Below are 19588 nucleotides of genomic sequence, written 5' to 3' on the forward strand. Positions count from 1 at the left end.
GTTGCTGGACTGGAATGATGGGTCTACTTAACGGCCCCGCGCATGACTCCGGAGAGTACCCAACGCTGGGCCAGGATGTAAACCACCAAGGTGGGTGCCATGGCCATCAGGTAGGACGCGAACGCGAGGCTGTAGTTGGTGTTGAACTCGCCCTGGAAGAGCATCTGCACCACGGGGAGGGTCTGGAGGCTGGGGTCCGCGATCATCATCTGGGGCAGCAGGAAATCGTTCCAGGAGCCGAGGAAGGCGAAGATGCCCACGGTCGCGTTCATGGGGGCCAGCAGCGGGAAGATGATCTTGCGGAACACCTGCCACGTGGTGGCGCCGTCCATGCGGGCCGATTCCTCCAGCTCCACCGGGATGGAGCGGACGAAGGCGATGTAGAGCAGGGTGTTGAACGAAATGCCGCCGAGCACGTGCAGGAAGACGACGCCGGCCGGGTTGTCCAGGCCAAGGAGTGCCGTCTGCTTGATCAGCGGCAGGATGATCACCGGGAACGGGATGAACATGGCCGAGAGCAGGTACACGAAGGAGCCGCGGAAGAACTTCCGGTTCCAGTTCCGGGCGATGGCGTAGGCCACGAGCGAGCTGCTGGCCAGCGAGCCGAGGACGCTCAGCACGGTGACGAAGGCAGTGGACATGAAGGCCCGCGGGAAGTTCGTGGCCACGTAGGCTGCCGCGAAGTTTTCCCAGTTCATCGGGTTGGGCCATGCCAGGCCCGTTCCGGTGCCGATCTGGTCCGGTGATTTCAGGGCCATGGCCACGGTGAAGTACAGCGGCAGCAGGACCGTCAGCGAGGCCACGATCATCAGCGCGGTGAGCCACCAGTTGACCTTGTAGCCTTCGCGGCCGGAGCGGCGGGAGCGGCGGGAGCGGCGGGCCTTGCGTGCCGGAGCCGCGGCTCCGGTCAGGGTGTCGGTAAGTGTGGATGCGGTCATTAGAGTGAAACCCCCCGGCGCTGGATGAGGCGCAGCTGGATGACGGAGATCAGCAAGGTGATCAGGAAGTAGATGACGGCGTTCGCCATCTGGTACGAGTAGTCCCCGCCGGTGAAGCCCGAGAAGATGCGCATCGCCACCGACTGGGTCGCCATGCCCGGCCCGCCTCCCGTGAGGCCCACGATGATCTCGTAGGTGCCCAGGAAGCCCTTGAACCCGAGGATCACGTTGATGACGAGGTAGCCGAGGATCAGCGGCAGCGTCAGGCTCAGGAACTGCCGGAAACTGCCCGCGCCGTCGAGGTCCGCCGCTTCATAGACCTCGGAGGGCACGCTCTGCAGCCCCGCGAGGTAGATGATGGTGGCGCCGGGCGCGGCCTGCCACACCGTGACCAGCACGATGGCGAGCCAGGCGAGGTTCTCGTTTGCGAGGATGCTCGTGGCGAGCGGTGTGACGCCGAACCGCTCCGCCAGCACCGGGAGGGTGTTGGAGAACAGGTAGTTGAACACGAAGGACACGATCAGGGCTGACAGCACCATGGGGATGAAGAAGACGGTGCGGATGCCCGTGCGCCACGTGATCTTGGCGTTCAGGCCAAGGGCGATCGCGAGGGCCACGATGTTGACCACCACGGTGGTGGTCAGGGCGAAGACTAACGTGAAGATGTAGGACTGGAGGACGGCCGGGTCCTTGAAGATGTTGACGTAGTTGGACAGGCCGATGAACTTCCAGTCGCCGTAGCCGGCGTAGTTGGTGAGGCTGAAGAAGACGCCCACGAGTGCCGGAAGGGTGATGAAGAAGGCGAAGAGTGCCAGTACGGGCACGATCATCCAGTAATACGTGGGATCGATCCTGTTCCTGGACCGGAAGGTTTGGGCTTTGGCCGAGGCGGAGGTCGGCGTGTTGCGTCCTGCGGGAGGGGCTGTCTGGGCCACCCGGGATGTTGTGGTCATTGGGGCTCCTGGAATCGGGTGGGGGTCAGACGGCGGTGCGCTCGGCAACGCGGCGCCATTCGTCGTCGAGGGCTGCGAGGAACTGCTCGCCGTTCTTGCTGTACACAAACGACTGGACGTAGTTGTTCAGCGGCACGGACGGCGGGAAATACGTGCCGGCACCCTGGTAGTAGCGTGCCTCCTTGACCGAGGCACCCAGCCCGCTGATCTGCGGATTTTCGACGGCGGGCGCGTCCTTGAGCGGGGAGAACGCCGCATTCTTTTCGTTGTAGGTGTTCACCACCGACGGTTCCAGGAGGTAGTTGACGAACCGCTGCGCGGCAGCCATGTTGGGCGTGTTGCGGGTGATGGAAAGAGCCATGTCCACGTTCACGCGGGCTTTGGTGTCCTCCGGGTTGTTCGTCACCGGCAGGGGGAAGCTGCCGAGCCTGATGCCCTTGTTCGCTGCGACAAGCTGGGAAAGCGCCCACGGGCCCTGCAGGTACATCGCCGCCTGCCCCTTGGCAAAGGCAGCGTTGCCGTCTGCATAGTTCTTGCTGGCTGCCCCGTTCTGGGCGAAGGACGCCAGCTGCAGCATCTTGGGCAGGGCCGGGCCGAAGTTGTTGGCGAAGGACTCGGGGGCATCAGCGGTGATGGCGGCGCCCCTGCCATTGAGCTTCGAGAAGAACTCCGCAACGTCCAGCGAGCCGCCGGCGACGTAGTCGAACATGCCCTGTGCGAGGGTCCACGGGTCCTTGTAGGTGCCGTAGATGGGCGCGATGCCGGCAGCCTTGAACGTTTCGCAGGCCGCAACAAACTCGTCCCAGGTGGTGGGGACCGCCACGCCCCTGGCCTCGAAGATGTCCCTGTTGTAGATCACCCCGGCGGCTGCCAGGGAGAAGGGCAGGGCGCTGACCTCGTTCCCGTTGTACTGGCCCCAGGAGCTGATGAGCTCCTGGATCTCGGGGTCGATGGTGGCGGCCACCGGCATGTCTGACAGGTCGGCGAAGATGCCCTTCTTGACGAAGTCGGCGGTGGCCTGCGCGAATCCGCGGGTCACGACGTCCGGCGGATCGTTGCGGACCAGCCCGGGAACAAAGTTGCCTTCGTTGAAGTCCTGGATGACGCGGATGTCCGGGTTCAGTGCCTCGAAATCCTTGATGACCTGGTTGAAGTAGGCCACGACCTCGGGCTTGTTCTGCATGAACCGCAGCGTGGTGACGCCGTTTTGCGTGCTGGGCGCGGCTCCGCAGCCGGAGAGCGGGAGTATGGCGGCGGCCCCGGCGAGGCCTGCGAACTTCAGCAGCGCGCGCCGGCCAATCGGAGCGTTGCCGCTAAGCGCGGCGTTCACAGGGCCGGGGCTGACGTGCGGGGGTGGCGGGGCAGGTGCCGGTGGTCGGGCGGGCAGTGCTTCAGGATGCGGTTCACAGTTGCTCCTTTGCAAAAGGCTGAGTGAAGGGCGGAAAGTAAAGCCAGTGGTCGGCGGCCGTCCGGTCCACATTGGCTAAGTTTATATGGAATCTAAATTTAGTTCCTCAAGTATTATGTGGTGCAAAGCACAGAGAGGTCAACACCATGTCTGAAATGACTGCGGCAACGCCCCAGCTGCTGCGGCGCGTAAGTGCCGGCGCAGTGCTGGAATTCATGCGCGCCTCGCAGGCGGTGACGGTCACGGAAGTCATGGAAGCCACCGGACTCACCCGGGCCACTGCAATTTCCGTGTGCGAGGACCTCATGCAGCGCGGCTGGATCAGGGAACTGGAGAACCAGCGGGCATTTGGCGGCTACCAGAAAGGCCGGCCTGCGCGCCGGTTCGAGCTCGACGAACGCGCAGGCTACGTCCTGGGCATGGACGTGGGCATCTCCAAGGCCACGGTGGTGGTGTCCGATCTCCGCGGCAAGGCCCTGGGCCGGTCCAGCCAGCGGTTCGCAGGTGCGGAAATTTCCGCAAAGGAACGAATCGCCGTCATTGACCGGACCGCCATGATGGCCCTGGATAGCGTGGGGGCGTCCCCTGACTCTGTGCTCGCCGTCTGCGCCGGAATCGCGGCCCCGGTGGACCGCAACGGCGACGTGCTGGTGACCCAGCACTTCTGGGGACTGTTCGACGTCGGCCTGAAGGCGGCGCTGCGGGACCTGCGCGGATGGACTGTGCTGCTGGAAAACGACGCCAACCTCGCCGCACTGGGCGACCGCTGGCGCGGCGCGGCCGCCGGCGTCGACGACGTCGTGGTCATCCTCGCCAGCGAACGCCTGGGTTCGGGAGTGATCGATGGCGGCAGGCTGCTGCACGGCCGCGGCGGCGGTGCGGGAGAGCTTGCGTTCCTTGACATGCTTGAAGGGGTCGGCGACACCTTCGGCATCGCGTCCCTGGCGAGGGGGTGGGCCGCCGACGCGCTTGCCGGCAAGGCCAAAACCTCACTCCGCGAGCACACCGGCGACGGCGTCGAGGCGGAGCATGTTTTTGCCGCTGCCGCCGCCGGCGACGCCGTTGCCCTGAAGATTCTCGACCGGCTGGCTGACAGGATGGCCAGGGTCATCGGGGCCGTGGCCACCATGATCAACCCCGAGCTGGTGGTGATTGGCGGAGCCGTGGCGAACTCGGCAGGCGTGCTGCTTGGGCCGATCGCCGAACGGCTGCCCGAGTTCACCGCCACTCCCCCGGCTGTGGCGGTTTCCCCGCTGGGCGACTCGATCGTGACGGTGGGTGCCGTCAGGTGCGCGCTGGATTACGTGGAGAAGAACACCCTGGACCTGGAGCTGTCCGTGCCGGCCTAACCCGCCTCGCCCCAGCAGCCGAGGCTCCGCGTCAGCCCGGGGTGAGGACGCAGAACTCGTTGCCCTCCGGGTCGGCGAGGCACACCCATGGCACATCGCCCTGGCCGACGTCGGCGTCAGTGGCGCCCAGAGCCCGCAGCCGGGCCACCTCTGCCGCTTGATCGTCACCGGGATACGGCATCAGGTCGAGATGGACACGGTTCCACACGGTCTCCACGCCGGACGTGCGAAGTAATTCCAGATACGGCCCGACACCCTTGGCCGAACGCAGCCTCGCATGATCATCGGTCACCTCGTGCAGGGTCCAGTCCGTAGCCTCGCCCCAGAACCGGGCCATGGCCCGCGGATCCGCGCAGTTGACCACCACCGTGGCGATCGGACCGGTGTCCCGGTAGATCGGTCGCGGCTCCAGCACACAGAACACATTGCCCTCCGGGTCGGCCAGGACCGTCCACGGCACATCACCCTGGCCCACATCTGCTGGCGTCGCACCGAGCTCCAACAGGCGCGCGACCAGCTCCGCTTGATGGGCCGCAGAGGTGGTGGCTAGATCGAGGTGTGCGCGGTATTTCACAGTCTCGGGGTCCGGGACCGTGACGACATCGACGCACACGGCGGTGGGGTCCGGCCAGACGAAGCCCACGGGTTCAACATTGGTCACACCGGGTCCCTCGCTGGACACACCCCAGCCGAGCGCCTCCGCCCAAAACCGGCCGAGCGCCGAGTCATCCCGAGCCTTGAAATTCACCTGAACAAGTCGCAGCGCCATACCGCCCGACCCTATACCAGGTAATACCCGATATGGGAGGCACGCCCTGGCTATTCCGGCATGATCATGGTCCGCAGGTCCAGCTGGCGCAGCACCCGGTCCGCCACCTCCGGATCCATGTCCGACTCGTTGCGGGCCGCCACGACCTCCTGGCGCGCGGCGTCCAGGGCGATGGTCTGGACCGTGATGGCCAGTTCGCGGCCGCGCTCGCGCTTCTCTGCCAGGCTTTCGTTCCGCAGGCTGCCGTCCAAAAGCTCGGCGTGCAGCCGGTTCATCTTCTCCTTCACCAGCGCCACCTTCTCCGGCGGCAGCTCCTTGACCAGCTCGTGGTCCTTGAGCGCGGCCACGGCCGCCGCCTGGGCGCGCCTGGCCAGGAGCCGGGCCGCGTCCCGCTCCTCCGTGCCGTCCTGGGAGGCCTTCAGGACCCGCATCAGCCAGGGCAGGGTGAGCCCGGGCAGCACCAGCGTGGCGAGCAGCACGGCGCAGGCTATGACCAGCAGCTGGTCCCGCGCCGGGAACGGCGTGCCGTCGGCGAGGGTGAGCGGGAGTGCCAGCGCGAGCGCCAGTGTGGCCAGGCCGCGCATACCGCACCACGTCAGGATGAGGACCTCCTTGGCGGACGTGGGCTGCAGCAGGTTCTTGCGCTTGCGGCCGGACAGGGCCAGCAGGCCCAGCCAGCCGAAGCGCACCGCGAACACCAGGACGCAGACCACCACGGCGGTGCCCACCATGCCGAAGATCCCGGAGCCTTCCTCGCGGACGACGTCTTGGATTTCCAGCCCCACGAGGCCGAAGGCCAGCCCGGTGACGAGGAGTTCCACCACGTCCCAGAAGGCCGTCCGGGTAACCCGTTCGGCGGCATCCTGCGGGCGGGCGTGGCGCTGCATCTCCAGCGCCGTGACCACGACGGCGATCACGCCGGATGCGTGGAACTCTTCAGCCAGGATGTAGGCGGCGAACGGCACCACGAGGGTGACGGCGCTGCGCGCCACCATGGACTGCACCAGCCGGGTGATCAGCGCGGTCAGCCAGCCCATGGCGATGCCGGCCACGACGGCGAGGGCGGCTCCCACGATGAAATTGAGGACGACGTCGGGCCCCATCTTGGTGCCGGAGACCGCTGCGGCCACGGCCGCCTGGAAGATCACGATGGCGGCGGCGTCGTTGAAGAGGCCCTCACTCTGGAGGACGGTGATGAGGCGCCGCGGCATGTGGACGCGGCCGGCAACCGATTCGACGGCCACGGGGTCTGGCGGGGCCACCATGGCGCCCAGGGCGATGGCGGCGGGGATGCCGATGCCCGGAATCATGAGCCATGCCGCGCCGGCGACCACCGCCGTGGAGATCACCACGAGGGCCACCGCGAGCATGATGAGCGTCCGCCACCGCACCCGGAACACCGCCCAGGAACTGCGCTGGGCCGTGGCGAACAGCAGCGGGGGCAGGAAGATCGGCAGAATGAGCTCCGGCGGGATCTCAAGGTCCGGGAAACCCGGAATGAACGTCAGCGCAACGGCGAGGATGAGCATCAGGACCGGGTAGGGCAGGCGGAGCCGGTCTCCCAGGCCCACCGCCACCACAGTGGCGAGCAGGAGTCCGATGATGAGTGCCAGCTGGTCCATGTGCTCACTTTCCCCGGAGTGTTGGCTGCTAGTTCACCTGTTCCAGTGCGGCCGCGACAGGGAGGGTGCCGTCCCGGAATTCGATGGTCTTGCCGGCGCTGCCCGGCAGTTCGAGCACGGCTGCAGCGACGATGGCCACATTGGCGCGGGAGGTGGCCGCGCCCTGCCATGTGCCGTCGGGGTTGACGTCGATCAGGCCGGTGCCGGGCCCGGTTGTGAGCTGGCCGGGGCAGAGGATGGTCCAGTCCAGACCCGTGCCGCGCAGGTATTCATCGGCCGCGGCTTTGGCCTCGGCATAGGCGAAGAAGCCGTTGTCCTCGGGGACGCCGTGGTCCGGCCTGGAGCCGTAGTACGACACCATGACGTAGCGGCCCACACCGGCCTCCGCCGCCGCATCCATCGAGCGGATCGCGGCATCGCGGTCCACCGCGTAGGTGCGCTGCGGGTTCCCTCCGCCGGCACCGGCTGACCAGACCACGGCGTCGTGGTTCCGGAGCGCGGCGGCCAATTCCGCCGTCGTCGAGCTTTCAACGTCCAGGACCGACGGCGAGGCGCCGGTGGCCGCGACGTCGGCGGCCTGGTCCGGGTTGCGGATGAAGGACGTGACGCTGTGCCCCTCTTCCGTGAGGATGGCGGACAGATGGAGGGCCACTTTGCCGTGGCCGCCGATGATAGCGATTCGGGTCATGCTCCCCATTGTGTCGCAGGGCGCGACGGAGTCCCAGCGCAGCAGCCGTCACTGAGCCGGGGAGTAACATCAGGGCCGGTTCCGGTAGCGGAGGTAGACCACGCCGTTCCCGAACCGCCGTTCTTCGAGCAGCTCGAGCCGGAGCCGGACGTCCTCCGGGAAGTACTTCTTGCCGCCGCCAACCGCCACGGGCGAGACGAACATCTGGAATTCGTCCACCAGGCCCGCCCGGATGGCCGAGGACGCGAGGTCCGGGCCGCCGATGACCAGGTCCTGTGTGGCTTGTGCTTTCAGCTGCCGGACGGCGTCCGCATTGAACTCCCGCTCAATCCTGGTGCGCTTGGTGGACGGCGTGGCCAGCGTCCGGGAGAAGACCACTTTGTCAGCATCCGTCCAAATCCGCGCGAACTCCTGGATATAGTCCGGCTCCGCGGCGAAGGCGTCCTGGTCCTCCCACGCGGCCATCACCTCGTACAGCCGGCGGCCATAGAGGTGCGTCCCCACCGGGCGCTCAAGCTCGTTGACGAACGTGTGCACCTCGGCGTCGGGCTCGCTCCAGTCGAAGTTCCCTTCCCGGTCCGCCACGTAGCCGTCGAGCGACATGATTCCCGAGTAGATCAGTTTGGCCATGGAGACCCTCCCGTGTTCGGCGGTGGACTTCCGCGGGCCGGTCCTCCCGGCAGACCGCCGCAATCCGACCCTAGGTTCGGCGTGCCCGGATGGCAACAGCCTCTGGCGCTGGCGGCGCCCTTGAACGGCCCGCCGCAGCATTGGCACAGCATTGGATCAAGACCTGATCAAGGACCCGGATCCGGGGCTTTTCCGCTGCCATGCTGGTCTTCGCATCAATCAGTGTGCATCAAATTCTCGTTACCTATATGGGGGAAAACATGCCGGCAGGCCGGTTCAAACACGTCCGGATTCGGGCGACATCTCTAGTCTCACTCATCAGCCCCGCTGTCCTGGGCAGGTCCTTCGCCGCCTCGGCTCTGGCCGCCGGACTTCTGCTCGCCGGGCTGGCGGTGCCGGCGGAAGCCGCCACCTACTACTCCGCGACGCTCCGCACCGCAGCGCGGTCGCTTCCGGTCGCTGCCGAGAACAACGCAGGATACGACCGGACGCAGTACTTCGGCTCCTGGCTCGACACCAACCGCGACTGCCAGAACACCCGCGCCGAGGTGCTGCTCCAGGAGGCGCGGGCCACCGCGACATACACCACCGCCCGGAGGTGCACGGTCCGCACGGCCCGCTGGCTGACCAGCTGGGACAACCGGACGCACTACTCCGCCTCGGCGGTGGAAATCGACCACACCGTCCCGGTCCACGAGGCGTGGGGTTCCGGGGCGCGCTCCTGGTCGCAGGCGCGGCGGGTGGCGTTCTACAACGACCTGGGCGACACACGGTCCCTGAACGCCCAGACGGCGGCCCTGAACTCCGCGAAGCAGGCGAGGGGCCCGGAAGCGTGGATGCCTCCCGCGAACAGATGCGCCTACATCGGCCAGTGGATCGCCGTGAAGATCCGGTGGGGCCTGCGGGTGGACAGCGCTGAGAAGGCCGCGCTGATCCGCTACGCGGATTGGTGCCCCAACGTGACGGTGGGCGTCACCAAAGTCTGAGGCCGGCCACCCTGCGGAAGCCCCGCACCGTCCGACGGCGGTGCGGGGCTTTTTCTTGCCCGTTTAGGGGCGCTGGGGGTTTCTAGCGTCGCTGGCATCACTCCGGCCGCGGCAACCCACCGTGATCAGGTGTCTGCGGGCCTGCGACAAGGCGATGCTGCACCATGGTCCAAAGGTTGGAGACGGTCCAGTAGATCAGGACGCCGATGGGGAAGATGATGCCGCCCGCGCCGAACACGACGGGCAGGATGTAAAGCAGCATTTTCTGCTGGCGCATGAGGGGGCTGGCCGTGGCCTCGTCGGGCATGCTCGTGGCCATGATGTGCTTCTGCGTGATGAACTGCGCGGCCGTCATGGTCAGGATCATCACGATAGCCAGGATGGTGACCGCCACGGGGTTGCCGCCGGCGTTGTGCAGCAGCGTGGCCGACAGCGGGGCCCCGAAGATGCCCGCTTCGTCGAACTGCGCCACCTGGTCGCGGCTCAGGGCCCCGATTCCCGTGCCCTGGTTGCGTGCCGTGCTGACGCCGGAGAGCACCTGGAAGAGGGCGAAGAAGAACGGCGTCTGGATCAGCAGGGGCAGGCAGGCGGAGAAGGGGTTGGTGCCGTGCTCTTTATAGATGGCCATCTGTTCCTGGGCCATGGCCTGCCGGGACAGCGGATCGCTCTTGCCCTTGTACTTGTCCTGCAGCTTCTGCAGGTCAGGCTGCAGCAGCCGCATGCGGCGCTGGGCGTTGACCTGCTTCAGGAACACCGGAATCAGGGCGGCACGGATCACCAGCACGAGCCCGATGATGGACAGCGTCCAGGTCCAGCCGCTCGCCGCCGGCATGCCGATGGCACTTAGGCCCTCATGGAAGCCCACCATGATGACGGACACAAGCCACTTGAACGGAAACATAATCGTTTCGAAGAGGTCCACTGATATCCCCATTCGTCAGTGCTGCCAAGCTACGGGGAAACGTGGTTCTTGTCACGAAGTCAACTGAAGACAGAAAAGCCCCCGGAACCTCGCGGCTTCCGGGGGCTTGATCTGTAGCGGTGGGGAGGCTCGATCTCCCGACCTCACGATTATGAGTCGTGCGCTCTAACCAACTGAGCTACACCGCCACGAATGAGAAAAACCTGTGTCAAGCCGGTCAAGACCGCCTTGACACAGGCCCTCATTCAGAGCCCCCCACCGGAATCGATCCGGTGACCTCGTTCTTACCAAGAACGCGCTCTACCACTGAGCTAGGGGGGCAACGAGTAAATACTCTACCGGAAGAGTTCCCACTCAACAAATCGGCGGGAGGGCCCCTGCGGAGCCGTCGAAACAGTTGCGCCGGAACGATTTTTATGGCCTCGGAAATGCCCTTTTCGGCGGTCCGGGAGGCCGGATTAAACGGGTATGGACCGGCTCGAAAGCCGGTCCATACCCGTCATTTCAAAACTACCGCCAGGGAGCTACTCCCCCGGGGCCGGTGGTTACCACTTGCCCTTGCGGTTGAAGTCGCGCTGTCCGCCTTCGTTGCCGTGGCGGGGCTTGCGTGAGCCGTCACCGTGACCGCCGAAGCGGGAGTCACTGGCCTGGCCGCGGCTGGCGCCGCTGTCTGCACCAACGCTGCGCTCCGAACGGTCGCTGTACGAACGGCCGCCGCGGTCAGCGGAGGAACGCTCGCCGTCGCTCTTGCGGAATTCCTTCTTGAACCCGCCGTTGCCCTTGAAGTTGCCGCCACGGTCTCCGCCGCCGGAGTACCCGCCGCGGTCGCCGCCACGGTTGCCCTGGTAGCTGCCGCGTTCGCCGCCGCCACCGGACGGCTTGCGGCCGTTGTCCAGCTCGAGGTGGATCAGCTCGCCGCCGATCCGGGTGCGGGACAGGGCGCGCAGCTGCTCGGGGCTCAGGTCCGCCGGAAGCTCCACGAGGGAGTGGTCCGAGCGGATGTCGATGCCGCCGATCTGGGCCGAGGAAATGCCGCCCTCGTTGGCAATGGCGCCAACGATGGAACCCGGCATGACGCGCTGGCGGCGTCCGACGGCGATCCGGTAGGTGGCGTTGCCCTCGGTGAGCGTGCGGGTCGGGCCGCGTGATCCGAAGCCGTCCTTGGCGCGTTCGCGCTTCTGGAACTCGGGGGCAGCAGGCAGTTCCTTGACCAGCAGCGGCTGTCCGCCCTGCGCCATGACGGCCAGCGCGGCAGCGATCTCTGCAGCCGGAACGTTGTGCTCTTCCTCGTAGGAAGCGATCAGGTCGCGGAACGCTGCTACGTCTTCGGACTCGAGGGTCTCCGTGATGCGCTCGGCGAACTTGCCCAGGCGCAGCGTGTTGACGGTCTCGGCGGTGGGCAGGTGCATCTGCTCCACCGGCTGGCGGGTTGCCTTTTCGATGGAACGGAGCAGGTACTTTTCCCGCGGGGTCATGAACAGCACGGCGTCGCCGCTGCGGCCTGCACGGCCGGTGCGGCCGATGCGGTGGACGTAGGACTCGGTGTCGTGCGGGATGTCGTAGTTGATCACGTGGCTGATGCGCTCAACGTCAAGGCCGCGGGCCGCGACGTCGGTGGCCACCAGGATGTCGATGCGGCCTTCCTTCAGTGCGTCGACAGTCCGCTCGCGCTGCTGCTGCGGGATGTCGCCGTTGATGGCGGCAGCCTGGAAACCGCGGGACCTCAGCTTGTCAGCCAGGTCCTCGGTGGCCATCTTGGTGCGCACGAAGGCGATGACGCCGTCGAACTCTTCAACCTCGAGGATGCGGGTCAGGGCGTCGAGCTTGTGCGGGCCCATGACCTGAAGGTACCGCTGGCGGGTGTTCGCGCCGGTGGTGGTCTTGGACTTCACCGAGATCTCGGCCGGGTTGTTCAGGTACTGCTTGGACATGCGGCGGATCTGGCTCGGCATGGTGGCCGAGAACAGTGCCACCTGGCGGTCCGACGGGGTCTGCTGGAAGATCTGCTCCACGTCCTCGGCGAAGCCCATGCGGAGCATTTCGTCGGCCTCGTCCAGCACCAGGTACTGGAGTTCGGAGAGGTCCAGGGAACCCTTGGAGATGTGGTCGATCACACGGCCGGGAGTACCGACAACAACCTGGGCACCGCGGCGCAGGCCGGCGAGCTGGGGGCCATAGGCGGAGCCGCCGTAAACGGGGAGGACCGTGAAGTCATCGATGTGCTTGGCGTACGAGGTGAAAGCCTCGGCAACCTGGAGCGCAAGCTCGCGGGTCGGGGCGAGAACCAGGGCCTGGGTCTTGCGGGACGGGCCGTTGAGGTCGTGGAGCTCGGCCAGGCGGGACAGTGCCGGTACTGCGAATGCTGCAGTCTTACCGGTGCCGGTCTGGGCGAGGCCCACGACGTCGCGGCCTTCAAGCAGCAGCGGGATGGTCGCTGCCTGGATGGGGGAAGGCTTTTCGTAGCCGACGTCCTGCAGGGCGGCGAGGACGCGGCCGTCGATGCCGAGATCGGCGAACTTCACGCCTTCTTCTTCGGCTTCCTCAGCCTTGGCGGGAGCGTCGGCAGGGGCGGACTCCGCTGCGGGGGCGGCGGCGGGCTCAGCTGCGGGGACAGCGGCCTCAGTGAATTCGACGGTCGCGGTTTCGGCAGTTGCCGTTTCGGTGATGGCGTCGTTGTGATTTTCGGGCATAGGGAAGTTTCCTCATCCATAGGGGGCCAGGCGGCACAACCCGAGGTGAGCGGAGCCGCAGTACATGTGCCGTGGTTGCCGGGCAAACATTGACCGGCCGGTCACGTAGAAGTCCGGCGCTTTCGCAATCCCGTGGCAGGACTTCCCGCTGCATCTCTTGGCTGCTATCCCAGCAGTCTGTACAGCGTTTTCTTTAGCCGGCTCTCCCTATGAAAATGCCCGCATCGCTTGTGCGGACTCCAACACTTGCCAGTCCTGCCTCAAAAATTGGGCAGGAATAAGGGATTTCCGGAGTGGGGGATATTTCAAGTGTAAGGCATGGTTCCGCGCCTGGGTAATCGAGAGGCCCCACGCGGCGGTGAGCTTGCCCACACACGCGGCGGCCAGCCAGGATTTTCCGGTCTTCCTTTCGCGGAATCGCCGCAGATTTGCACCGCTTTCCGGCGCCGTCGGATCCGGCTCCCGCGCCAATTCTGGGGCCGGCTGCCCGCAGGCTGCCGAAAGCGGTGCAGAAATGCCGACGGCGGAGCTGCTAGCTGCCCACGCGGCGGAGCATCTTCTCGAATTCGTCGTGGTACTCGGGCTGGAGGCGGATCTCGCCGTCCGCGTCGGCGTCACGGAGGGCCTCCATGGCTTCGACGTCGGGCTGGCTGAACCACCGGCCGATGGTCACCCCGTGGCTGGGGACATAAAGCCGGTGGATGTGGTCGCCGGCCTGGATGGAGCCGGTCCGGATCACCCGGAGGTAGGTGCCCACGCGGCCCGCCTCGGTGAAGCGCTTGACCCACTGGGCCTCGCCCATGCGTCGCTGGAAAGCCGCGCATGGCACACGGGGTGAGGTGACCTCGACTTCGACATCCAGGCCGATCTTCCAGCGCTCGCCGATCACCGCACCGGTGGTCTCGATTCCGGATACCCGCAGGTTTTCGCCGAAGATTCCGGGCGGCAGTTCGCGCTGCAGCTCTCCGATCCAGTAATCGGCGTCGGCCTGGGAATAGGCGTACAGCGCCTGGTCCTCGCCGCCGTGGTGGATGCGGCTGGCCTGGACGTCGCCGTGCAGGCCAAGCTTGTGCACCCTCACCGGCCCGTCCACAGGGCGCTTGTCAATGGCGGTGACGCCCACGCCCCCCTCATCGGGAAGGAGCTGGTGTACCCGGCAGACGGCGAGCAGAGTGGCGGTGTCCATGGCAACAGTCTAGGTTCTCGGCGGTCGCGGTGCGCCTGCTGAGTAAATAGGGAGTCCTGTCCGCTTTTTTGTTCGCCGCGGGAGCATGCAGCTACTAGGCTTGCTGCAGGATTTCACTGGCCTGCGAGCGCAGGCTCAAGGGCATGGAACAGCAGGGGGAACATGGACCCGGACAAGGACCCGCAGAAGGACCCTGGCGGTACGGGCGAGAACGCGCCCGGCGCCGGGCCCGCCAAGCCGCCGCCCTGGCAGGTGCCCAAGCCGGAGCTCCATCCTGAGCTGCTGAACCCCGTCGAGCAGGACAAGCGCCCACAGGACAAAGGCCAGCCCCAGGACTTCCCTCAGCCGAGCCCCATCATCGACCCCTTCGCCCGGGAGCGCGAGCGCGAACTGGCCTCCGCGGCGGCGAGGAAGAAGCGGTCGCAGCGCCGCACTGTCGTCGTCGGCCTCGGTGTGACGGCGCTGCTGGCCGGCACCATCACCGCGATCGTGGCGAGCAACGAGCAGGAAGCCGACTACGCGCAGGTCTGCTTCAACGACGAAACCGGCGAGCGGGTGGAGGACACCCAGTGCAACAGCACCGCCGGCCGCGGCGGCGGACTCTATGCGTGGTACTTCTATGCCCGCGGCGCCAGCGTTCCGGCCGTGGGGCAGAACCGCTCGGCCTATCCAAGCTTCACCAAAACGGTGCCGCAGGGCGCCAAGACGTCCACCGGCTACAGCACCAAGGGCGGCACGGTCAGCAGGGGCGGCTTCGGCAGCAGCTCCAAGGGCGGCGGAAGCACTGGAGGCTAGGTGAAGCGCTTACTGTCGGAGCCCCGGCCGGACTGGAAACAGAAAATCGAGGAGCAGGGCCTGGTCTTCTCCACCACCACCCTGCCCGGCGGCCGGAAGATCGAGTACTGGAACGAATCCGCCTACTACGAGTTCACCATGGACGAAGTGGAGGCCCTCGAACAGACCGCAGAGGAAATGCACGCCATGTGCCTCGAGGCCGCGAAGTTCCTGGCGACCGGCGCCATGGGGCCCATCGGCATCGGACCGCAGGCCCTGGAACTGGCGGCCGAATCGCTGCAGGCCGGCGACATGGACATCTACGGCCGCTTCGATTTCGTCTATGACGGCCAGGGCGGCGCCGCCAAGATGCTCGAATACAACGCGGACACTCCCACCGGGCTGATCGAGGCCGCCGTGGCCCAGTGGTTCTGGCTGCAGGACGTCTTCCCGGAGAAGGACCAGTGGAACGGCATCCACGAGGCGCTGATCCGCCAGTGGAAGAAGCTGCAGTACCGCACCGGCATGAGCACGCTGCACATCGCACACTCGGAAGCCGAGGAATCCGGCGAAGACTGGATGACGGCGGCCTACATGCGGGACGTGGCCAGCCAGGCCGGCTGGACCACCATCGGCATCAACATGTCCGACATCGGCTGGGACCCCAACCTGAACCGCTTCGTGGACCTGGACAATTTCATGATCAGCACCATCTTCAAGCTGTACCCCTGGGAGCTGATGATGAAGGAGCCGTTCGGCCACCGGCTCCTCCAGCGCGCCCACAATCCGCGCTGGGTGGAGCCGGCCTGGAAGATGCTCCTCTCCAACAAGGCGCTGCTGGCCGCCCTTTGGCACCTGTACCCGGGCCATCCGAACCTGCTGCCGGCCTACCTCAACGAGCCCGGCCCGCTGAAGGAATGGGTGGCCAAGCCGCTGCATGGCCGCGAAGGGGACAACATCAGGATCCAGGCGGAGGGCATCAGCATGGAACAGCCCGGCGGGTACGGCCGCGAGGGCTGGTGCTACCAGCAGTTCCACTCCCTCCCCGACTTCGACGGCAACCATCCGGTCCTGGGCCTGTGGGTGGTGGACGGCGAGTCGGTGGGCTGCGGGATCCGCGAATCCGACGGCCCCATCACCGATTACTTCTGCCGATTCGTGCCGAACACCATTGACGCGCCGGCGCCCCTCAGCGTCCAGGCCCACTCCAGCAAGGCAGGTATTGCACTATGAGCACCGGAACCACGAAGGCGGGAGGCGGCGCCGGGGGCCGTTCCCGCGGCGCCGTCCCCTCCAAGGGATTGCACGCCGGGATCCTCGACCTGGGTGACTCCGTCATGCTGGGCCTGGCCTCGACCGCTCCCGTCTATTCCCTTGCCGCGACACTGGGCCTGATCGTGGCCGTGAACGGGAACTACACACCCCTGATCCTGCTCCTGGGCTTCATTCCGGTGCTGTTCATCGCGTATGCCTTCCGCGAGCTCAACAGCGCCATGCCGGACTGCGGCACCACCTTCATCTGGGCCCGGCGCGCCTTCGGCCCCTGGGCCGGCTGGCTGGGCGGCTGGGGCGTGGCGCTGGCCGGCATCGTGGTCCTGGCGAACCTCGCGCAGGTGGCCGGGCAATACCTGTGGCTGCTCATCGGAGACGGCTCAATCGCGGAGAACAAGCTCGTGGTCACCGCCACGGGCGTGGTGTTCATCCTCTTCATGACCCTGGTCAACTACCGCGGGATCCGGCTGGGCGAACATGTCCAGCGCGCCCTGACCTATGTCCAGTACATCTCGCTAGGCGTTTTCGCCGTCGCCATCATTTTCAGGATCGCGGGCGGGATTCCGGAGGGCCAGGCCTTCGACTTCGAGTGGTTCAACCCTGCTGGCGCCTTTGCCGATCCCGGCGCGGTGGTGCACGGCGTCCTCCTGGCGCTGTTCATCTACTGGGGATGGGACACCTGCCTGGCGGTGAACGAGGAAACCGAAAACCCGTCCACCACCCCGGGCCGCGGCGCCGTGATCTCGGCCTTCGTCCTGGTGGCCATCTACGTTTCCGTGGCCCTCCTGGTGATGATGTACGCCACGGTGGGCACGGAGGGAATCGGGCTGGGCAACAGCGAGAACCAGGCCGACGTGTTCCTGGCCATGAAGGACGTGGTCCTGGGACCGTGGGGCTGGCTGATCGTCGTCGCGGTCCTGGCCTCCGTCCTCTCCTCCACCCAGACCACCATCCTACCCACGGCACGCGGCACGCTGTCCATGGGCGTCCACGGCGCCCTGCCGCCGAAGTTCGGTGAAGTCCACGAGCGCAACCAGACGCCCGGTTTTTCCACGCAGGTGATGGGCGGCGCGGCGGTCGCCTACTACGTGGCCATGAGCTTCCTGAGCGAGAACCTCCTGTCCGATTCGATCAGCTCCATCAGTCTCTTCATCGCGTTCTACTACGCCTTCACCGGCTTCGCCTGCGTCTGGTACTTCCGCGGCACCCTCCGCGAGTCCGCCCGCAACCTGTGGTTCCGCGGAATCCTGCCGCTGCTCGGGGCCCTGATCCTCACCGCGGCGTTCTTTGTCTCCGCCGCACAGATGTGGGATCCGGCCTACGGGGACACGCAGATCTTCGGCGTCGGCGGGGCCTTTGTCAGCGGCGTGGTGCTGCTGGCGCTGGGCGTGGTGCTGGCAGTGGCATGCCGCTTCCTGCCGTCCACGCGGGACTACTTCCTGGGCAGGCAGCAGATCTCCCCCAGTCACGCGGATGCTGCCCCGTAGGATGCTGCCATGAGCAACGACGACATTGACCCAGCGGCAGCCACGGCGGAGTTCGGACTCCCCGACCCGTCCGATGTCCTGGCCCTCGATTCACTGCTGACTCCTGATGAGCTGATCCTCCGGCAGCGGATCCGCGACTTCACGGACCAGCAGATCCGCCCGGAGATCGCAGAGTGGTACGACCAAGGCGTCTTCCCGCTGCACCTCCCCGCGCAGCTCGGCGAGCTCGGCGTGCTCGGCATGCATCTGGAGGGCTACGGCTGTCCTGGCCGATCCGCCGTCGAATACGGCCTGGCAGCCATGGAGCTCGAGGCCGGCGACTCCGGCATCCGCACGTTCGTCTCCGTCCAGGGATCGCTGGCCATGACCGCGATCCACAGATGGGGGTCGGAGGACCAGAAGCAGGAGTGGCTCCCCCGCATGGCGGCCGGCGAGGTGATCGGCTGCTTCGCGCTGACCGAGCCGACGGCCGGGTCGGACCCTTCGTCGATGGCCAGCTTCGCCAGGCAGGACGGCACGGGTGAGGACGCCGGCTGGATCCTGGACGGCGCCAAGCGCTGGATCGGGCTCGCCTCCATTGCCGACGTCATGGTGGTCTGGGCCAGGACCGACGACGGCATCCGCGGCTTCCTCGTGCCCGCCGGCACCGCCGGCGTCAGCGCCGCGCCCATCGGGCAGAAACTGTCGATGCGCGCCTCCGTCCAGTGCGACGTGACGTTCGACGGCGTCCGGCTGGGACCGGAGGCGCTGCTGCCCGGCGCGCGCGGACTGAGCGGACCGTTCTCCTGCCTCAATGAGGCCCGGTACGGCATCGCGTGGGGAGCCATGGGCGCGGCCCGCGACTCCTACGAGGCTGCCCTGAACTATGCGGCGGAACGGCAGCAGTTCGGCCGGTCGCTCGCCGGCTACCAGCTCACCCAGGAGAAACTGGTGAATATGCTGCTGGAGATCCAGAAGGGCACCATGCTGGCGCTGCACCTGGGCCGGCTCAAGGATGCGGGCAGGCTGCGGCCGGAACAGATTTCGTTGGCCAAGCTGAACAACGTCCGCGAAGCCATCAAAGTGGCCCGCGAAGCCCGGACCATCCTGGGCGGAAACGGCATCACCCTGGACTTTTCGCCGCTGCGGCACGCCGCGAACCTGGAATCGGTGCGCACTTACGAGGGAACGGACGAGGTCCATACGCTGATCCTTGGCCAGCACATCACGGGGCTGCCCGCGTTCCGGTGACACGGCCGGGCCGGGTGCCAATGAAGCGGCCCGAGACCAGCGCCTGACGGAAGGTCCGCCTCTTGTCCCTGCCGCGGCCGCGGTCCAGAATGGCCGGCATGGCAGTTTCCGGGGATACGAAAAGTGAGAGGCGACGGGCGGCCGTTGGCACGGCGGTGTTCGCCCTCGCGCCGGCGACCGCCGCGGGCCTGGTTCCGTGGCTGCTGACGCGCTGGCAAGTCCGGCGCCCGGTGCCTGGCAAAGCGCCCGCCCAGCTCGCCGGGGCCTTGCTGCTGGGCGCCGGCGCGTCCGTGATCGCCAATTCCTTCGTCCATTTCGCCGTGGAGGGCGTCGGCACCCCGGCGCCGTTTGCGCCGCCAAAGCATCTGGTGGTGGGAGGCCTGTACCGCTACGTGCGGAACCCGATGTATGTGGCCATTGCCGCCGCCGTCACCGGGCAGGGGCTGCTGCTCGGTCAGCCAAAGCTGTTCGCCGCCGCCGCGTTGGGTGCTGTCCCTGTGACGGCCTTCGTGAAGTTCTATGAGGAGCCCACGCTCGCCCGGAAGTTCGGTGCGGAGTACCAGGTGTACCGGGACAATGTCCCCCGCTGGCTGCCGCGGCTCACGCCCTGGCGGCCCGGTGCGGCACCGGAGCAGGGCGTCGCACCGGCGCATCAGCCGGCGCAGTAACGGGGCGCAGCAGGAC

At 66.7% G+C, this 19588-nt stretch carries 17 protein-coding genes and 2 tRNA genes; 7 read left to right on the top strand and 12 right to left on the bottom strand.

What is annotated here, in order from left to right; genetic code table 11:
• Positions 1 to 23: 23 nt before the first annotated feature.
• Genes J7I89_RS05395 through J7I89_RS05405 form a run of 3 tightly spaced genes read right to left on the bottom strand, consistent with a single transcriptional unit; the run spans position 24 to position 3221 of the window.
• On the bottom strand, positions 24 to 938 hold the full coding sequence (locus tag J7I89_RS05395) for a carbohydrate ABC transporter permease (RefSeq protein ID WP_214968048.1): 915 nt from the start codon (positions 936 to 938) through the stop codon (positions 24 to 26).
• Positions 938 to 1891 (bottom strand): carbohydrate ABC transporter permease, encoded by a 954-nt coding sequence (locus J7I89_RS05400; RefSeq protein WP_214968050.1) that lies wholly within the window; start codon positions 1889 to 1891, stop codon positions 938 to 940. The genes J7I89_RS05395 and J7I89_RS05400 overlap by 1 nt, the downstream gene beginning before the upstream one ends.
• Before the next feature lie 25 nt (positions 1892 to 1916).
• The gene (locus J7I89_RS05405) at positions 1917 to 3221 is read right to left on the bottom strand and encodes an extracellular solute-binding protein (protein WP_308159810.1); all 1305 of its coding nucleotides are present in this window, start codon (positions 3219 to 3221) and stop codon (positions 1917 to 1919) included.
• A 224-nt stretch (positions 3222 to 3445) separates the two neighbouring features.
• Between J7I89_RS05405 and J7I89_RS05410 the strand changes: the two genes are divergently transcribed.
• Entirely contained in the window at positions 3446 to 4648 is a 1203-nt protein-coding gene (locus J7I89_RS05410; protein ID WP_214968052.1) for an ROK family transcriptional regulator, read from the top strand.
• Positions 4649 to 4679: 31 nt separating this feature from the next.
• Here the strand turns inward: J7I89_RS05410 and J7I89_RS05415 are convergent, their stop codons facing one another.
• From J7I89_RS05415 to J7I89_RS05430, 4 genes are all read right to left on the bottom strand, one after another.
• Positions 4680 to 5417, bottom strand: a complete 738-nt coding sequence (locus J7I89_RS05415; protein WP_214968054.1) for a VOC family protein — start codon at positions 5415 to 5417, stop codon at positions 4680 to 4682.
• Positions 5418 to 5467: 50 nt separating this feature from the next.
• Positions 5468 to 7039: a Na+/H+ antiporter gene (locus J7I89_RS05420; protein WP_214968056.1), complete on the bottom strand. Its 1572-nt coding sequence runs from the start codon at positions 7037 to 7039 to the stop codon at positions 5468 to 5470.
• Between the two features lie 28 nt (positions 7040 to 7067).
• A complete protein-coding gene (locus tag J7I89_RS05425) occupies positions 7068 to 7727 on the bottom strand; it encodes an NAD(P)H-binding protein (RefSeq protein WP_214968058.1) in 660 nt (219 codons plus the stop codon).
• A gap of 69 nt (positions 7728 to 7796) precedes the next feature.
• Positions 7797 to 8357, bottom strand: coding sequence for a dihydrofolate reductase family protein (locus tag J7I89_RS05430; RefSeq protein ID WP_214968060.1), 561 nt, complete (start codon positions 8355 to 8357; stop codon positions 7797 to 7799).
• A 248-nt stretch (positions 8358 to 8605) separates the two neighbouring features.
• Here J7I89_RS05430 and J7I89_RS05435 point away from each other — a divergent pair, with 248 nt between their 5' ends.
• The gene (locus J7I89_RS05435) at positions 8606 to 9343 is read left to right on the top strand and encodes an HNH endonuclease family protein (RefSeq protein WP_251044967.1); all 738 of its coding nucleotides are present in this window, start codon (positions 8606 to 8608) and stop codon (positions 9341 to 9343) included.
• A gap of 97 nt (positions 9344 to 9440) precedes the next feature.
• Here J7I89_RS05435 and yidC read toward each other — a convergent pair whose 3' ends face one another.
• The 5 genes from yidC to J7I89_RS05460 all read right to left on the bottom strand — a co-directional run bounded on the left by yidC (position 9441) and on the right by J7I89_RS05460 (position 14141).
• Entirely contained in the window at positions 9441 to 10265 is an 825-nt protein-coding gene (gene yidC, locus J7I89_RS05440; RefSeq protein ID WP_214968108.1) for a membrane protein insertase YidC, read from the bottom strand.
• A gap of 114 nt (positions 10266 to 10379) precedes the next feature.
• Positions 10380 to 10453 (bottom strand) — tRNA-Met (locus tag J7I89_RS05445).
• A gap of 61 nt (positions 10454 to 10514) precedes the next feature.
• Positions 10515 to 10586, bottom strand: a tRNA-Thr gene (locus J7I89_RS05450).
• A gap of 224 nt (positions 10587 to 10810) precedes the next feature.
• Positions 10811 to 12955, bottom strand: coding sequence for a DEAD/DEAH box helicase (locus tag J7I89_RS05455; protein ID WP_214968062.1), 2145 nt, complete (start codon positions 12953 to 12955; stop codon positions 10811 to 10813).
• A 532-nt stretch (positions 12956 to 13487) separates the two neighbouring features.
• The gene (locus tag J7I89_RS05460; protein WP_214968064.1) at positions 13488 to 14141 is read right to left on the bottom strand and encodes an MOSC domain-containing protein; all 654 of its coding nucleotides are present in this window, start codon (positions 14139 to 14141) and stop codon (positions 13488 to 13490) included.
• Between the two features lie 162 nt (positions 14142 to 14303).
• Between J7I89_RS05460 and J7I89_RS05465 the strand changes: the two genes are divergently transcribed.
• From J7I89_RS05465 to J7I89_RS05485, 5 genes are all read left to right on the top strand, one after another.
• A complete protein-coding gene (locus J7I89_RS05465) occupies positions 14304 to 14936 on the top strand; it encodes a Tat pathway signal protein (protein WP_214968066.1) in 633 nt (210 codons plus the stop codon).
• Positions 14937 to 16148 carry a glutathionylspermidine synthase family protein gene (locus tag J7I89_RS05470; protein ID WP_214968067.1) on the top strand — a complete coding sequence of 404 codons (1212 nt, stop codon included), beginning with the start codon at positions 14937 to 14939 and terminating at the stop codon, positions 16146 to 16148.
• Positions 16145 to 17674, top strand: a complete 1530-nt coding sequence (locus tag J7I89_RS05475) for an APC family permease (RefSeq protein ID WP_214968069.1) — start codon at positions 16145 to 16147, stop codon at positions 17672 to 17674. Before J7I89_RS05470 ends, J7I89_RS05475 begins: the two co-directional genes overlap by 4 nt.
• A 9-nt stretch (positions 17675 to 17683) precedes the next feature.
• Entirely contained in the window at positions 17684 to 18904 is a 1221-nt protein-coding gene (locus J7I89_RS05480; RefSeq protein ID WP_214968071.1) for an acyl-CoA dehydrogenase family protein, read from the top strand.
• A 98-nt stretch (positions 18905 to 19002) separates the two neighbouring features.
• Entirely contained in the window at positions 19003 to 19572 is a 570-nt protein-coding gene (locus J7I89_RS05485; protein ID WP_214968073.1) for an isoprenylcysteine carboxylmethyltransferase family protein, read from the top strand.
• The last annotated feature ends 16 nt before the right edge of the window (positions 19573 to 19588 follow it).

Source organism: Arthrobacter sp. ISL-5 (assembly GCF_018613835.1).
Lineage (GTDB): Bacteria > Actinomycetota > Actinomycetes > Actinomycetales > Micrococcaceae > Arthrobacter.

Excerpts from the sequence above, each read along its gene's own strand:
- J7I89_RS05395 (WP_214968048.1), bottom strand. The coding sequence starts at position 938 with ATGACCGCATCCACACTTACCGACACCCTGACCGGAGCCGCGGCTCCG.
- J7I89_RS05400 (WP_214968050.1), bottom strand. The coding sequence starts at position 1,891 with ATGACCACAACATCCCGGGTGGCCCAGACAGCCCCTCCCGCAGGACGC.
- J7I89_RS05410 (WP_214968052.1), top strand. The coding sequence starts at position 3,446 with ATGTCTGAAATGACTGCGGCAACGCCCCAGCTGCTGCGGCGCGTAAGT.
- J7I89_RS05415 (WP_214968054.1), bottom strand. The coding sequence starts at position 5,417 with ATGGCGCTGCGACTTGTTCAGGTGAATTTCAAGGCTCGGGATGACTCG.
- J7I89_RS05420 (WP_214968056.1), bottom strand. The coding sequence starts at position 7,039 with ATGGACCAGCTGGCACTCATCATCGGACTCCTGCTCGCCACTGTGGTG.
- J7I89_RS05425 (WP_214968058.1), bottom strand. The coding sequence starts at position 7,727 with ATGACCCGAATCGCTATCATCGGCGGCCACGGCAAAGTGGCCCTCCAT.
- J7I89_RS05430 (WP_214968060.1), bottom strand. The coding sequence starts at position 8,357 with ATGGCCAAACTGATCTACTCGGGAATCATGTCGCTCGACGGCTACGTG.
- J7I89_RS05435 (WP_251044967.1), top strand. The coding sequence starts at position 8,606 with ATGGGGGAAAACATGCCGGCAGGCCGGTTCAAACACGTCCGGATTCGG.
- J7I89_RS05455 (WP_214968062.1), bottom strand. The coding sequence starts at position 12,955 with ATGCCCGAAAATCACAACGACGCCATCACCGAAACGGCAACTGCCGAA.
- J7I89_RS05460 (WP_214968064.1), bottom strand. The coding sequence starts at position 14,141 with ATGGACACCGCCACTCTGCTCGCCGTCTGCCGGGTACACCAGCTCCTT.
- J7I89_RS05465 (WP_214968066.1), top strand. The coding sequence starts at position 14,304 with ATGGACCCGGACAAGGACCCGCAGAAGGACCCTGGCGGTACGGGCGAG.
- J7I89_RS05475 (WP_214968069.1), top strand. The coding sequence starts at position 16,145 with ATGAGCACCGGAACCACGAAGGCGGGAGGCGGCGCCGGGGGCCGTTCC.
- J7I89_RS05480 (WP_214968071.1), top strand. The coding sequence starts at position 17,684 with ATGAGCAACGACGACATTGACCCAGCGGCAGCCACGGCGGAGTTCGGA.
- J7I89_RS05485 (WP_214968073.1), top strand. The coding sequence starts at position 19,003 with ATGGCAGTTTCCGGGGATACGAAAAGTGAGAGGCGACGGGCGGCCGTT.